Annotated in this window: 13 protein-coding genes; 7 read left to right on the top strand and 6 right to left on the bottom strand. The window is 64.0% G+C overall.

All coding sequences use genetic code 11. The annotated features are described in order from the left end of the window. The first annotated feature begins 90 nt into the window (after positions 1 to 90). On the top strand, positions 91 to 1,086 hold the full coding sequence (locus tag SH412_RS20465) for an amidohydrolase family protein (protein ID WP_336519877.1): 996 nt from the start codon (positions 91 to 93) through the stop codon (positions 1,084 to 1,086). Between the two features lie 168 nt (positions 1,087 to 1,254). On the opposite strand, the gene SH412_RS20470 is transcribed toward SH412_RS20465, so the two are convergent. After that, positions 1,255 to 2,094, bottom strand: coding sequence for a GNAT family N-acetyltransferase (locus tag SH412_RS20470; protein ID WP_336519878.1), 840 nt, complete (start codon positions 2,092 to 2,094; stop codon positions 1,255 to 1,257). 263 nt (positions 2,095 to 2,357) lie between these two features. On the opposite strand from SH412_RS20470, the gene SH412_RS20475 reads away from it, so the two are divergent. Both SH412_RS20475 and SH412_RS20480 read left to right on the top strand, forming a co-directional pair. After that, a complete protein-coding gene (locus SH412_RS20475; RefSeq protein WP_336519879.1) occupies positions 2,358 to 3,950 on the top strand; it encodes a glycoside hydrolase family protein in 1,593 nt (530 codons plus the stop codon). A gap of 172 nt (positions 3,951 to 4,122) precedes the next feature. Beyond that, positions 4,123 to 5,610 carry an outer membrane protein assembly factor BamB family protein gene (locus tag SH412_RS20480; protein ID WP_336519880.1) on the top strand — a complete coding sequence of 496 codons (1,488 nt, stop codon included), beginning with the start codon at positions 4,123 to 4,125 and terminating at the stop codon, positions 5,608 to 5,610. Positions 5,611 to 5,631: 21 nt separating this feature from the next. Here the strand turns inward: SH412_RS20480 and SH412_RS20485 are convergent, their stop codons facing one another. Further along, on the bottom strand, positions 5,632 to 6,642 hold the full coding sequence (locus SH412_RS20485; protein WP_336519881.1) for a succinylglutamate desuccinylase/aspartoacylase family protein: 1,011 nt from the start codon (positions 6,640 to 6,642) through the stop codon (positions 5,632 to 5,634). 267 nt (positions 6,643 to 6,909) lie between these two features. Here SH412_RS20485 and SH412_RS20490 point away from each other — a divergent pair, with 267 nt between their 5' ends. Both SH412_RS20490 and SH412_RS20495 read left to right on the top strand, forming a co-directional pair. Beyond that, positions 6,910 to 8,637, top strand: coding sequence for a sodium:solute symporter family transporter (locus SH412_RS20490; RefSeq protein ID WP_336519882.1), 1,728 nt, complete (start codon positions 6,910 to 6,912; stop codon positions 8,635 to 8,637). After that, complete coding sequence (locus SH412_RS20495) at positions 8,634 to 9,557, top strand: aminotransferase class IV (RefSeq protein WP_336519883.1); 924 nt, start codon at positions 8,634 to 8,636, stop codon at positions 9,555 to 9,557. Before SH412_RS20490 ends, SH412_RS20495 begins: the two co-directional genes overlap by 4 nt. A 71-nt stretch (positions 9,558 to 9,628) precedes the next feature. On the opposite strand, the gene SH412_RS20500 is transcribed toward SH412_RS20495, so the two are convergent. From SH412_RS20500 to SH412_RS20515, 4 genes are all read right to left on the bottom strand, one after another. Further along, positions 9,629 to 10,513, bottom strand: coding sequence for an ADP-ribosylglycohydrolase family protein (locus tag SH412_RS20500; RefSeq protein ID WP_336519884.1), 885 nt, complete (start codon positions 10,511 to 10,513; stop codon positions 9,629 to 9,631). A 124-nt stretch (positions 10,514 to 10,637) separates the two neighbouring features. Continuing rightward, a complete protein-coding gene (locus tag SH412_RS20505) occupies positions 10,638 to 10,961 on the bottom strand; it encodes a type II toxin-antitoxin system PemK/MazF family toxin (RefSeq protein ID WP_336519885.1) in 324 nt (107 codons plus the stop codon). Beyond that, positions 10,948 to 11,145, bottom strand: coding sequence for a hypothetical protein (locus SH412_RS20510; protein WP_336519886.1), 198 nt, complete (start codon positions 11,143 to 11,145; stop codon positions 10,948 to 10,950). The genes SH412_RS20505 and SH412_RS20510 overlap by 14 nt, the downstream gene beginning before the upstream one ends. A 275-nt stretch (positions 11,146 to 11,420) precedes the next feature. Then, positions 11,421 to 12,008 (bottom strand): class I SAM-dependent methyltransferase, encoded by a 588-nt coding sequence (locus SH412_RS20515; protein WP_336519887.1) that lies wholly within the window; start codon positions 12,006 to 12,008, stop codon positions 11,421 to 11,423. A 247-nt stretch (positions 12,009 to 12,255) separates the two neighbouring features. Between SH412_RS20515 and SH412_RS20520 the strand changes: the two genes are divergently transcribed. Both SH412_RS20520 and SH412_RS20525 read left to right on the top strand, forming a co-directional pair. Then, the gene (locus SH412_RS20520; RefSeq protein WP_336518717.1) at positions 12,256 to 12,510 is read left to right on the top strand and encodes a hypothetical protein; all 255 of its coding nucleotides are present in this window, start codon (positions 12,256 to 12,258) and stop codon (positions 12,508 to 12,510) included. Positions 12,511 to 12,598: 88 nt separating this feature from the next. After that, on the top strand, positions 12,599 to 13,849 hold the full coding sequence (locus SH412_RS20525; protein ID WP_336518718.1) for a hypothetical protein: 1,251 nt from the start codon (positions 12,599 to 12,601) through the stop codon (positions 13,847 to 13,849). Positions 13,850 to 13,960: the final 111 nt, after the last annotated feature.

Consider the following 13,960-nt stretch of genomic DNA (forward strand, 5'->3'; position numbering starts at 1 on the left):
CGCGGGCTCAGAACGAGAGTCCGTGTGCCACGGCCAGTGGGATGCCCCGGAAACCTGACGCGTTCGACAAGAAGGGATGGAGGCCGAGTCATGCGCGACTGGGAAGTCACCGACGCCGATCGCGAGCTGTTCGCCCGCGAGCTCGACAGCTTCGTTCCCGACCGGATCTTCGACGCCCACTCCCACTGGTACGCGGTCGAGCACTTTCCGGCGGATTCCGTTCCCGATCTCGTCCGCAACGGACCGGCCCGGGCCGGGGCGGTCGAGTTTCAGCGCTGCATCAACGAATTAACACCCGGCCGAGCGACGGAGGGGCTCTTCTTTCCCTATCCCTTCGTCGGCGTCGATGTGGCCGCCGCGAACCAGTTCCTTGCGGATGAGCTGCAGAAGCAACGCGGCTCGCGCGGCCAGATGCTGGTCCTGCCAACCGACGACCCCGAGTTCATCCGCGAGACCGTCCGCCGCCACGGCTTCGTCGGCCTGAAGTGCTACCACATCTATTCCCCGACAAAGCCGACGTTTCAATCGATCATTGAGGATTATCTGCCCGAACCGCAGGTGCAGGTCGCGCATGAAGAAGGGCTGTCGATCACGCTGCACATGGTGCTGTCGCGGGCGCTGGCAGACGAGCGAAACCAGGCGACGATCCAGCGGTACTGCCGGACGTATCCCAACCTGCGGCTGATCCTCGCCCACTCCGCCCGCGGGTTTAACCCGCACCACACGCTGCTGGGGATCGACTCGCTCCGGGGGCTGGACAACGTCTGGTTCGATTCTTCAGCGGTAACAGATTCCGGCGCTCACGAGGCGATCATCCGCACGCTGGGCCACGATCGGCTCCTCTACGGATCCGACTTTCCGGTCTCGCATCTTCGCGGGCGATGCGTGGCGCTGGGCGACACCTTCTTCTGGATTTCCGCCGAGAATACGCAGCTCTCGGTGCCGTACGCCGACCTGCAACTCAGCCTGGTCGGGCATGAGGCCCTGCGGACGCTGAAAGTGGCTGCGATGGCGACGGGGCTGAGCGATGCGCAGGTGGAGGACGTCTTCAGCAACAACGCGCGGAAACTGTTTGGGCTGACCTGAATCCGGAGTGGTCCCGCTGCAGGCGGGATCGCACAGCGACACGAGGCCGCAGTTTGAGCCGCGAAGTGGTGGATGGCATCCGGGCCGATGAAAGTCCAACTGCGGCCTCTTGCGGCAAAGCCGCCCGGCCTTCAGCCGGGCCACCCGCCACGAGACCGCTGCCGCCGATCAGTCCTTGAAGACCCACCACGCCGAATCGCAGACCTTCCGATAGCCGATCTTTGAATAGACGGCATTGGAGATCGGATTCGACGCGTCCGTGTAGAGACAGCAGAACCGCCGCCCCGCATGCAACTGTCGCCCTGTCACCTCCGCGACGCATGACGTCGCAAAGCCCCGTCCGCGTTGCTCCGATGGCGTATACACGAAGTTCACCGTGATGCTCGACCGGGTCGGCCGACCGATCGAAGCGTTTGATACGACGATCCCGGCGACCTCCCAGACGAAAGACCTCCCCTTCTCAATTCGTCGTCGGACGCCCGGTTCCAGATCGTGCTTCGCCTCCTCGCCGTGCACCTCGCATTCAAAGGCCCTGGCCCATTCCGTGAGCACAGGAATATCCGCCGCCTCCGCCGCGCGGAAAACTCCCGGCGACCGGTGCCTCCAGGCCACATTGCGACAGGACTGCAGACACTGGCTCATCCGCAAGACGGCAGTCCTTCCCGAGGTGTTCGCCCAGCCCTTCGCGAACGCCGCCGCGGCTTCGGCCGATCCGACGACGCCCGGCAACTCGATTCCCTGCTCTCCCAGTGACTCAATCAGCCGATGGACGGCCTCGTCAGGCATCCGACTGATAATCATGTTGTTCGGAGTCACCAGCGCGGCGCCGACCGGCTGCCCCCGATCGTGCACCGACCACGCTCCGAGCCCCTCGGGAATCGGATCAGAGCCCGCGAGATACTCCCCGGCCAGTCCCAACAGGAGACTGTGCTCCGCCTCATGGCGATAGAGCGGCTCGGAGACCTCTTCCAGCCAACGTTCCAGTCCGGAATGCCTCACGACGTTCATAATCTGCCTCCGCGGCGTGGCGATACCGCCGGCCAATCCCTTTCGATCCCCAGTCACCTGAGACGTCATGCAGTGACAGGCGAGACTGGAACAGGTTCGGTTCGGACGGGACCTTCCTGAGGTGGCAGGTCCTGACGCGCGACCTCGCTCCGCGCATGCGGCGATCCGGTCAAAGTTTTTTCCGCCTCTTTCGCGTCGACCGCTCAGCCCCTAGTCTGGACGGCTCATCCTCCGGTTCCGTCCTCGTCATGGAGCACGACGCTATGACCAATCCCGCCCTCTCCCGCCGCGCATGGCTCCAGTCCACCGCAGCACTCGGAGCCGCCGCGGCCGTCGCGAGCCCCCGGACAACCTCCGCCGCCGAACCGAACAATTCCGCACCCGTCGCCATCGGCTCCCGTCGCGAACTGTTTGTCGACAACCTGCTGATCGACCGCATGACCGGCGGCGCCCGGCAGCGGCTGCATCACCCGCAGCCTCAGGAGATCGTGCTGGAACACGACGCCCCGTGGGAAGGGACCGGGAGCGGCTATCACAGCCTGTTCCAGGACGGGCCGCTCTACCGGATGTACTACAAGGCCTGGCATCTCGAAGTGTCGCAGGGGAAGGTCAATACCAGCACTCATCCCCTCTACTGCTGCTATGCCGAAAGCGACGACGGCATCCACTGGCGGAAGCCCGATCTGGGCCTGCACGAGTTCCGCGGCTCCAAGGCCAATAACATCGTGATCACCAGCGAACACGTCGGGAACGTGAATCCCGACGCCGGTCACCCCGCCATCTTCAAGGACGAGAATCCCGCGGCCCCGCCCGAGGCCCGCTACAAGGCGATTCTGCGCTCCAACAGCCCCAAAGGACTGCTGCCGTTTCAGTCCCCCGACGGATTGCACTGGTCACCGATGAGCGACGCTCCCGTGATCACCGACGGTGCATTCGACTCCCAGAACCTGGCGTTCTTCGATCCGGAACGGGGCGAGTATCGGGCCTACTGGCGGTATTTCACCGCGGGCACGACTGACGAGAAGAACTGGAATCCCTCCGGGCTGCGGGCCATCCGCACAGCCCGCTCGAAAGACTTCCTGCACTGGACCGATCTGTCCGACCTAACCTACATCGATTCCCCTCACGAGCAGATCTACACCAACCAGATCAAACCGTACCATCGCGCTCCGCACCTGCTGATTGGCTTCCCGACCCGCTACGTCGATCGCGGCTGGTCGGATTCGATGCGGGCCCTGCCCGAACTCGAACACCGCGAACTTCGAGCTTCAGCAACCATGCGCTACGGCACCGCCGTCACCGAAGGGCTGTTCATGGCCAGTCGGGACGGCGTGCAGTTCCAGCGCTGGAACGAGGCGTTTTTACTCCCCGGCATCGAACGTGAAGGGACATGGAACTACGGGCACCAGTACATTGCCTGGCACCCCGTCGAAACAAAGTCTGCCCTGCCGGGAGCGCCGAACGAGCTGTCGCTCTACGCCACCGAAAGTTACTGGACCGGCAACAGCAGTGCGCTGCGACGATACACGTTGCGGCTCGACGGCTTCGTCTCCATCGAGGCGCCACTGACGGGGGGCGAACTGGTGACGCGACCGCTGACCTTTATCGGGAAGCAGCTCACCCTCAACTTCGCATCCTCCGCCGCGGGCGGACTGCAGGTCGAACTGCAGGATGCCGCCGGTCAACCCCTGCCAGGCTTCACCCTCGACGAGTGCCAGCCGATCTTCGGCGACACGTTGAACCGGACCGTGACGTGGAAGAACGGCAGCGACGTCAGCGCGCTCGCCGGGCAGCCGATCCGGCTGCGATTCCTGTTGAAGGATGCGGACTTGTATGCGCTGCAGTTCGTGAGTTGAAAAGTCTCGGACGGACAAGGATGTCCGTCCTGCGTCAGGCGACGTAGCCCGGACATCCTTGTCCGGGGCAAGGCTGGCGACGAATCGACCCCTACCGGGTGTCGCATCAACTCCCGCTGTTGTATTATCGGCATCGTCAGGAATCTGGTTCCCGATTGAAAAGGAATCCCGCATGCCACGTCTCTGGATGACCGTTGCCCTGGGGGTCTGTTGCGCGACGGCCTCTCTCCAGGCCGACGACTGGCCACAGTTCCGCGGCCCCAACAGCAGCGGGATCTCCACCTCCGAGAAGTCGCCCCCCGTCGAATTCGGACTGGAGAAGAACCTGGCCTGGTCGGCGGAAATCGGCGACGGCATCGGCTGCCCCATTGTCGCCGCCGGGCGGGTGTTTGTCTCAGCGATGGTCAACCCGGAAACGGTCGGGCTGTTCGCCTACGATGCGAAATCGGGTGAGAAGATCTGGGAGCGGACCTGGCCGGCCGGGGACCTGGCCGAGATTCACCTGACGAACAGCCACGCTTCGACGACCCCCGCCGCAGACGCCGAGCGCGTCTACTTCTACTTCAGCACGCTGGGCCTGCTGACCGTCGATGCGAAGACCGGGAAAGACGTCTGGCGGCAGGAGCTGCCTGTGCCCTTCTTCGTTTTCAAGTGGGGTCCGGGAATGTCCCCCATCCTCTACAAGGACCTGGTGATCTTCCTGCAGGACGACGACCTCAATCCGGCGATCCACGCCTTCGACAAGCGAACCGGCGAATTGAAGTGGAAAGAAGACCGCTCGGAGATGGCGGTCAACTATTCCCATCCCGTCATCTGTCCGACGGACGCCGGCGACGAACTGATCGTGGCCGGCACCGGCCTGCTGATCGGCTACGACCCTCTCACCGGAAAGCGTCTCTGGCACGCACGCACGCTGCTGAGGAACATCAAAACCACGCCCGTCGTCCAGGACGGCGTCATCTACATCTCGCAGCAGAGCGGCGGCATCGCGAATCAGTGGCTCGCATCCGTCGATCGGGTCGAGACCGGCAACAGCGACGGCAAGCTCTCCAAGGACGAGATTCAGGCCTTCGTCGGCAAGCGGCCAATCCCCGAAGCCTTCTTCAAGCGGACGTTCGACCGCGGCGACAAAAACGGCGACGGCCAGCTCGAAGGGGAAGAGCTCGACCAGGCCTTTCTCTTCCCCGGCAATTTTGCCGGCGCCCGCTATGACGCCGAGACCGCCGCGGACGAACAGATCCTCGCCGTCCGGGGCGGCGGGCGCGGCGACGTCTCCGCAACGCACATCCTCTGGAAACATCCCACCAAGTACACCGACCACATCGTCTCGCCCCTCGTGGCCGACGGTCGCATGCTGCTGATCAAATGCGGCGGCATCGCCACCTGCTTCGATGCCTCCTCAGGCAACAGCCTCTTCGGCCCGGGCCGGCTCGGGAGCGAAGGCAACTACTTCGCCTCGCCCATCTACTCCCACGGGAAGATCTACATCGGCGGCGAGAACGGCCAGGTCGTCGTGATGGAAAGCGGACCGAAGCTCAACGTGCTGGCGGTCAACGATCTGGAAGACCCGGTGATCGGCACCCCCGCCATCGCCGACGGCAGATTGTTCGTCCGCACGCGGACGAAGCTGATGGCGTTTGCGGAGGCCCCGGCTAAATAGTCGCCCGTTCGACGAATCTGGCTATTCGTTCTCTTCGAGAAATTCGAACTGCGGTCCGGGAATCCCAATTTTCAGACCGTCAATCTGCCGCAGAATCCGGGCACGGACGTTATCGGTGTGTCCCCACGTCGGATCCTCCATGACGACAGCGACCGACTCCCCCTTCAGCACGCGGGGAAAAGTCCGCAACAGGATCACGATCCCGGGCGCAGCCGCCCGCATCTCGTGGCGCTGAATTCCTGCGACATCCGTCACCGTCCCCAGCGATCCCCCGGCCGGAACAAAGTCTCCGAGTTCGATTCGCGGCTCAAAATAGCCGTCCACCGGCGACGGATTGCAGACCTGCAGGTGCCCGGAATTGTCGCGGGGATCTTCCACCACATGGCCAATCCGGCTCAACGGCGGCTTGCGGATCAGCATTCCCAGTTCGGCCATCACATTCAGGCAGCCGTCCACATAGGCCCGCACCCCCTCCGGATCGCAACGTGCCGATCCCAGGTACTCGCAGTAAATCGCCGGGATACCGGCGTCGCGCGCCACGGACAACGACCGACCTTCGAGGTTTGGCGAGGTGCCCCAGATGATCGGCAGATTGAAGGCCCGCGCCATCCGGCGCTGAGCTTCCAGCACGGCGGGATCGGCATGCAGCACATACCCCGCCAGCGGCGAGACCGCGAAGGTCGTCCCGCCGGAATGCAGGTCGATGTAGGAGTCGGCTGTCCGGATCAGCGCGCTGAGTGCCGCGGCGGTCTGCAGCGTTTCGCTCCCCTGGGAATCGCCGGGACAGACCCGGGCCAGGTCCAGACCGTCGGCCGCTGTCCGCTGTCCGCGCAGAAAGGCCCCTTCGTTGACGATCGGGACCAGCGTCAGCCGGCCGCATTGCAGCCGATGCTCATCCGCGGCGATCTCAAACAGATCGATGAGCCTTCGAATCGCCGCAATCGGCTCAAATTCGTCCCCGTGCACCGCGCCCGTAATGAGCAGGTGGGGACCGGGGGCATCCGTGAAAAACTCCCGCAGCCGGAGAGGCATGACGAGGAACTCGCATCGGGAACAAACCGGTCGCGACAGACGGTCTGTCAATCACTGACTGAGCATGGAACAAATACACAGACTGTCTGTTTTTTTCCAGTGCGCGGGGGGCAGGCCGCAACTTCGACCATGCGTCAGGTCCCGCGGTCACACATGTGCCAAGGGGTTCTTCGCCAATTTTCCGGCAGGGTCTTGCGTCCCGGCCGGACAGATGTGATTCTGCCTCCACGACTTGTCCGCTCGTCCGGCCCGAGGAACTCCGGCTCAATGGCACAGACCCGCATCGCGACGATGGTTCTGATCGCACTTCTCACGGTCCTGTCGTTCGGAACGTCGGCATACGGGTCGGAACAGTCCGTGCAGGAGGCGACCGGCTCCGCCGGGGGGCTGGTCGCCATCGACTGGGTGCTGATCGGCCTGTACGGCGTCGCGACGCTAGCGCTCGGCTGGTATTACAGCCGCCGGCAGGAAACGACCTCCGAGTATTTCATCGGCAGCGGCCACATGAATCCGCTGCTGATCGGCGTGTCGCTCTTCGCCACTCTGCTGAGCACCATCTCGTACCTCTCCATGCCGGGCGAAACTCTGGGAAAAGGCCCCGTTTTCCTCGCCACGCTGCTGGCTTACCCGTTCGTCTACCTGCTGGTCGGCTTCTGGCTGCTGCCGGTCTACATGCGGCATCGCGTGACCAGCGCCTACGAACTGCTCGAAGCCAAACTCGGCCTCAGCGTCCGCCTGCTGGGGGCGGTGATGTTCATAGCGCTGCGGCTGGTCTGGATGTCGCTGCTGATGTACCTGACCGCCAAGGCCCTGGTGGTCATGATCGACAACGACGCGGTGATTCAGGGGCGCGACCAGCAACTGATCCCCCTCGTCGCCGTTGTAACCGGTATTGTGACCATCATCTACACCTCGATGGGGGGCCTGCGGGCGGTCGTCGTCACCGACTTCATGCAGGCCATGCTGCTCTACGGCGGAGCGCTGGTCGTCCTGGGCCTGATCACCTGGGACTTCGGCGGCTTCGGCTGGTTCCCGCTCGCCTGGCAGCCCCACTGGGACCAGCAGCCGCTGATCAGCTTCGATCCCAAGGTTCGCGTCAGCCTCATCGGCAGCGGGTTGTCGCTGCTGATCTGGCACGTCTGCACCGCCGGCGGCGATCAGACCTCGGTCCAGCGGTTCATGGCCACCACCGACGCCCGCGCCGCCCGCCGGGCGCTGGCGATTCAACTTTCCTGCTCCGTCATCGTCGGACTGACCCTGGGACTGGTCGGCTTCGCGCTGCTGGGTTACTTCCAGGCCCATCCCGATCGCCTCCCGGCAGGCATGCGACTGAGCGCCGACGCCGACAATATCTTTCCCATGTTCATCGCCTACCACCTCCCCCCCGGCATCTCCGGCCTGGTGGTCGCGGGGATGTTCGCCGCGGCAATGTCCAGCCTCGATTCCGGCGTGAACTCCATCACCGCCGTCGTGATGACCGACTTCTTCGATCGATTCGGCTTCAAACCCAAGTCTGAGACGGGCCACGTCCGGGCTTCGCAGATTCTGGCCTTTTCCATCGGCCTGTTCGTCGTCGTCGGCAGCTCGTTCATGGGGGCGATTCCCGGCAACATCACCGCCATGACCCAGAAAACCTCCAACCTGCTGACGACCCCCATCTTCTGCCTGTTCGTCTTCGCCCTGTTCATTCCCTTCGCCCGACCGCTCGGCGTCTGGCTGGGCGCGATCACCGGCACGCTGACCGCCGCGGCCATCGCCTTCTCCGGGCCGCTCGTCGTCTGGCTCTCGCACTATGGCTTCGATCCCGCCCTCGTCGGCACCGAGGTCGTCCACACGGTCCACGAGACGACAGGCGTCGTGACCGAAACGGCGCAGGACCCGATCAGCTTTCAGTGGATCGCGCTGGCCGCGATCATCGTCAACCTGGGAGTCGGCACGGCGGTCAGTCTGCTCCTGCCGCGCCGCTCTCCCGCTTCTGGAACCTCCTCGACATGAGCCAAACCCCGCCCCCCCGCCTGGCCTACGTTTCCGGACAGTTGCTTCCAGAGGACGACGCGAAGATTTCAATCTTCGACAGCGCCGTCATGCTCGGCAACGCCGTCACCGAATCGACCCGCACATTCGCGGGCCAGCCCTTCCGTCTGGAAGAGCACATCCGCCGGCTCTACCGCTCGCTGAAGGTCGCCCGCATCAACCCCGGCATGACGCAAGCGAACCTGCTGGAGACGACGCTCGAAGTCTTCGAAGCCAACCGTCCGCTGCTGAAGGCTGGCGACGACGTCTGGATCGTCCACAACATCTCGGCCGGCGTCTCCATACCCGGCTCAAACCCGCAGCAGTCGCACTCGGCGACGATCATGATCTTCACCGCGCACCTCGATCTGCGCGGCTGGGCGAAGTTCTACCGCGAAGGCTGTCACGCGGTGACTTCGATGAGCCGGATGATTCCCTCGCAGGCGCTCGACGCCCGGATCAAGAACCGCAGCCGGATGGCTTACACGCTCGCCGATTCCGAAACCCGGCTCGTCGATCCGGACGCCCAGTGCGTGATTCTCGACATCCACGGCTTCGTCGCCGAGAACAAGGGGGGCAACATCTTCGCGGTCCGGGACGGCGAACTGCTGACGCCGACGTCGGAGAACTGCCTGGAAGGGCTCAGCCGGCAGACGGTGCTGGAACTCGCCGGCAAACTGGGCTTCCCGGCCCGCGAGACCCGGCTGCTGCCGTACGATCTCTACACGGCGGACGAAGTCTTCTTCACCAGCACCCCCTACTGCATCATGCCCGCCACAAAATTCAACGGTCTGCCGGTGGGCGACGGCCAGGTCGGCCCGATGACAAAGTCGCTGCTGCAGGCCTGGAGCGAACTCGCAGGCGTCGACATCGTCGCCCAGGCCCTGGCGCAGCTCGGCTGAAGAAGAGAAAGCGGGAGAATGCGATGGGTGGCCGGCGGCTGGAGCGTCTTCGCGAAGCCCCGGTCCGGGGTTCACACCTGAAATGTCGACGCGAAGTCCTCAAAGACTACTTGCATGGCGTGCGCTTCGTTGATTCGCGTCAGCAGTTCCCGCGGCAGAGATGCCGTTCCATGCCTGGCACCATGAAGCTGGCCGGCCATCGCGCCAATTGAATCCACATCTCCACCGCAAGCGACAATCTGCTGGATCATCGGCAGAAACTCCACCGCCTGTGTCGCGGCGAGAATCGCCAGCGGGACCGAGTCAACGACGTAGCCGGTCGCACCGAAGCGAGTCGCGTACTCGAGAACGGTCGGCGAGTCTTCCGCGATTTGCACGAAGCGATCTCGCATCCGCGAGTCCGGCAGCGCTTCGGCGAGTTGCGACATAAAGTCGTCAACTCGCGGCTGGTCGCAGGCGATTTTCTGAAGGGCGAGGAGCATTGCCAGTGCTCCGACGTAAGATTCGTCATTGTGATGCGTGATCCGGCAGACGTCGCGAAGCGTCCGCCGATCAGCCAGATCGTCCGGATTCAACAGGAACGCGAGCGGTGCAACGCGAATTGCCGCACCGTTGCCAGCCGATCGTTCACCGGTCGCTCCCACCAGCGCCCAATGTCCGCCGGCGGCCAGTTCGGTCAATGATTTGAGAGTGCTGGAGCCCAGGCCGGTAATACGTCGTCCGCAATGCCAAGTGGCGAACCGGGCAGCGATGGCTGCGGGATCGGCTCTACCCGCCGCAATGATCGCCTCGCAGGTAGCCAGCGTCAGTTGAGTGTCGTCAGTGATGCGCAGAAACGACTGAACCTCGAACGCAGTCCCGACTACGCAGTTCTCAAAGGGTGCGGCAAGCGCATCACCGAGTGCCCCGCCCAGCAGGCAGCCGAGGATGCAATCGGACTGGAAAAACGCTTCCAAACGACGCCTTCGTAACGAGCTCGGTTTCAATTCACCTGTATCGGCGATGTTCCTGGAACTTAACCGCCAGCCGGCGCCGCATTCGATTGCCAGATGTGTTCGCACCAGCTGATTCTACCGCGTTTCAGCGGTTGAGTCCCAACCAATGACTCACTACCGCCACGACCGATTCAAGTTGCCCTTCGTCCAGAACTCCCAGGCGACGAATCAACTTGGCAGCCGGAATCGTCACAAGGTTCTGGGCATCAAAGGCGCCGTGCTTGAGAAACGGCGCGGGAGCCTGAACCTCAAATCGCGAGCCGCGCACACTGGTAGTGTTCGAAATCATCGTCACCAGAGCCCGGTCGGTGTCCTCCGTCGCGGGGATGCTCAGCACGAGGCAGGGCCGAGTCTTGGCGGCCAGCCCCAGATCCACCAGCCAGACTTCACCGCGGTCAGGGTTCCGCATGCTGGCTCTCGATTGCGTCGAGCTCCAGGAACTGATCCTCGGCAAGACGGACGAGCGCGTCGTCGGACAGTTCACCCGGCACATCAGTCAGAACGCGGCGCAGCACGGCAACCGCGACTTCACGTCGATCGTCCGAACTCAGCTCATCAAAAGCCTGCAGGATCTGCCGTGCGGAATCTGTCATCGGAAGGCCATCGATTTCAATCGAGCGTCCAATCAATGTCGGCGCATTTGGTGATCGAACTCGTCGAGATTTGCCAACCTCAGAATAGCGGTCCGAGAACGTATGTCAACCGGATCTGTGGTCCGTTCGGCATTCCCCGGAGTCCTCAATACGCCCGGCATCCTGCCACAACAACCCAAAGACGCGCCCTTCGCAAATCCTCAGGCACGTGCCACCCAAGCTACGCGCCCGCCAACGAACTCTCTTCCAACTTCGCACTTTTCATTTTGCATTTCTCACTTTGCACTCTCACCTTCCCCCAGAAACGCCGCCATCCCCGCGTCGTCCACCACCTGCAGCAGCGCCTTCCCCTGGTCCCGGTACGTCTCCCAGCTCAGTTCCGGCAGGATGCGCAGCCGGTCGGTGTTCGGCCGCGGCAGAATCACCCCCAGCCCCCAGTCGTCGTCGAGGACCGCCGCATCCACGTGGGGCCACGTCCGGACCACCGCCAGCGTCTTCCAGACTTCGCCCGTCCAGATCCGCGGCTGCGGAGTCGGCATCTGCTGCATTTCCGTTTTCGGCAGGCAGTCGTGCAGGACGATCGCGCCGCGCGGATTCAGCACCCCCAGGCTGTTGCAGACGTCGCACAGCGATTGCGCAAACGTGTGCCGGCCGTCGATGAAAATCAGGTCGAACGTGCGCTCGTTCTGGGAAAAGAACGCGTCCGACGTCAGTCGCAGCGTCCCGCCGCGAAGCGGATCGACGCCGACCTTCTCCGCGCACTCGACCGCGCGGAACGTGGCGTTCTGATGGCAGCCGATTTCGAGATAGGAAGTCAGCCCGCGATCGCAGATCAGCGCATTGAGCAGTTCGTCTCGCCGCATGGAACGTCTCCAGTGGAAGAAACCCCACTGAAGTTGGAACTCTGGTAGCGGCAGGCCGTCAAGCCCGTTGCGGAAGTGTTCGAAGAAAATTCAGCAACAGGGGATGCGGAGAAGAGAGAGAAAGCCAGCGCCACTCGTTCCCAGGCTCCGCCTGGGCTGCGCGAAATCCGTCGTTTTCAGGGGCAATTGGCCTCGGCGAATCGTCGCGTTTTTGTTCCACTGGGCTTTTTGTTCAAGGAGGAACGTCATGACCTGCGAAACCAGCGAAACAGCCGTCGCCCGGTATTCGTCGCCGGCGGGCAAGTTGGTGCGGTTCTTCGAGCGGAGTCGCAATCGGTGGAAGGCGAAGTCCGGCCAGTGGAAGCGAACCTGCAAGCTCCTGCAGAACCAGACCCGCGCCGTCGAGAAGAGCCGCGCGATGTGGCGCACGCGGGCCGCCGCGGCCGAACGCCGCGCGGCGGACCTGGAACGTGAGATCGCCGCCTTAAAATCCGGGCGCTGACCGGGTCGCCGACGCAGCCCCTGGCCCCCTCCCGGACGCCGTCCGACCGGCCCATCATGCGTATTCGGCAGCGGCCATCGGCCTGACGTTGCAGTTCTGTCTGGCCGGAGCGGTCAGCTTTCGCGGCTGCCGGGCGGTGGTCGAACTGCTGCGGGACAGCCTGCCCCAGTTCCGGGGGGCTCCTGCGGCCAATACTGCGGAAGCGTGGCTGCTGCGGCTGGGACTGCACGAGTTGCGGCGGCCCAAGGAATTCGCCGCCGACTGGGTGTTCCTCGTCGACCACACGCTGCAACTGGGGTCGCGGAAGTGTCTGGTCATCGCGGGGCTGCGATTGTCGGCGTGGAAAGCGCTGACGGCGCCGCTGACGCACCAGGATCTGACGCTGCTGGCGCTGCAGCCGGTCGAAAAATCCAGCGGCGAGATCGTCCAGCGGCAGCTCGCGGCTGCGGCCGGGCTGGTCGGCGTGCCGGCCGCCATCCTCAGCGACGAGGGTTCGGATCTTCTCGGCGGCGCTCAGCGTTTCCGCGAACAGCACCCGACGACGCAGGTGCTGCACGACATCGCCCACAAGACGGCGATCGTGCTCAAGCACGAACTGCTCGCCGATCCGCGGTGGATCGCGTTCGTCAAACACTGCGGGCAGACGCAGCCACGGGTGAAGCAGACGGAACTCGGACACCTTGCTCCCCCCACGCAGAAAGTCAAAGGGCGTTACTTGAACTTGGGGCCGCTGATCGGCTGGGGCGCCCGCATGCTGCGGCTGATCGACACGCCCGCGGCCGAACGTCCCGCGGGTCTCGACCTGACGCGGCTCGAGGAGAAGTTCGGCTGGATCCGCGACTTCCGGGAGGCGCTCGTGGACTGGAACGACTTGCAGGCGGTCAAGGACCACATGCTGGAGTTCCTGCGCGTGGCGGGCTACCACGCCGCCGCCGGCGAGACGCTGCGCCGGCAACTGGAGACGGTGGCCCGAACGCCTGCCGGTGAGCGTGCGGCGGCGCGGCTGGTGGAGTTCGTGAGCGAGCAGTCGAGCGGCGTGCTCCCCGGACAGAGTCTGCCGGCCAGCAGCGAAGTGCTGGAATCGCTGATCGGCAAGGGCAAGCGTTTGCAGGGCCAGCACAGCCGCGGCGGCTTTACGAAACTGATTCTGGGGATGGCCGCGTCGGTCGTGCGGATCAGCGAGGAAAAGATCTGCGAAGCCCTGAACGCCGTGCGGCATCGCGACCTGCTCGCGTGGATCGACGACCACTTAGGCAAGTCGCTGACAGCCCAGCGCCGCCAGGCCCTCCCCGTCCTTCCAGGAACAAAAGCCGGATCAACCGGGACCGCCAACAATTGACGATTTCGCGCAGCCCAGGCTCCGCCTGGGAATGCCCTCTTCCGAGGCTCTGCCTCGTTCTTTGCCATCCCGCGGGCGCGAAGGGAAGCGGACGCAGAGCGTCCAAAGGCG

It is taken from the genome of Planctellipticum variicoloris, from assembly GCF_030622045.1.
Taxonomy (GTDB): Bacteria; Planctomycetota; Planctomycetia; order Planctomycetales; family Planctomycetaceae; genus Planctellipticum; species Planctellipticum variicoloris.

What these genes read in the sequence shown, in the direction of transcription:
- SH412_RS20465 (WP_336519877.1), top strand. Translation starts at nt 91, where the DNA reads ATGCGCGACTGGGAAGTCACCGACGCCGATCGCGAGCTGTTCGCCCGC.
- SH412_RS20510 (WP_336519886.1), bottom strand. Translation starts at nt 11,145, where the DNA reads ATGACAGATTCCGCACGGCAGATCCTGCAGGCTTTTGATGAGCTGAGT.
- SH412_RS20480 (WP_336519880.1), top strand. Translation starts at nt 4,123, where the DNA reads ATGCCACGTCTCTGGATGACCGTTGCCCTGGGGGTCTGTTGCGCGACG.
- SH412_RS20470 (WP_336519878.1), bottom strand. Translation starts at nt 2,094, where the DNA reads ATGAACGTCGTGAGGCATTCCGGACTGGAACGTTGGCTGGAAGAGGTC.
- SH412_RS20515 (WP_336519887.1), bottom strand. Translation starts at nt 12,008, where the DNA reads ATGCGGCGAGACGAACTGCTCAATGCGCTGATCTGCGATCGCGGGCTG.
- SH412_RS20485 (WP_336519881.1), bottom strand. Translation starts at nt 6,642, where the DNA reads ATGCCTCTCCGGCTGCGGGAGTTTTTCACGGATGCCCCCGGTCCCCAC.
- SH412_RS20490 (WP_336519882.1), top strand. Translation starts at nt 6,910, where the DNA reads ATGGCACAGACCCGCATCGCGACGATGGTTCTGATCGCACTTCTCACG.
- SH412_RS20520 (WP_336518717.1), top strand. Translation starts at nt 12,256, where the DNA reads ATGACCTGCGAAACCAGCGAAACAGCCGTCGCCCGGTATTCGTCGCCG.
- SH412_RS20475 (WP_336519879.1), top strand. Translation starts at nt 2,358, where the DNA reads ATGACCAATCCCGCCCTCTCCCGCCGCGCATGGCTCCAGTCCACCGCA.
- SH412_RS20495 (WP_336519883.1), top strand. Translation starts at nt 8,634, where the DNA reads ATGAGCCAAACCCCGCCCCCCCGCCTGGCCTACGTTTCCGGACAGTTG.
- SH412_RS20505 (WP_336519885.1), bottom strand. Translation starts at nt 10,961, where the DNA reads ATGCGGAACCCTGACCGCGGTGAAGTCTGGCTGGTGGATCTGGGGCTG.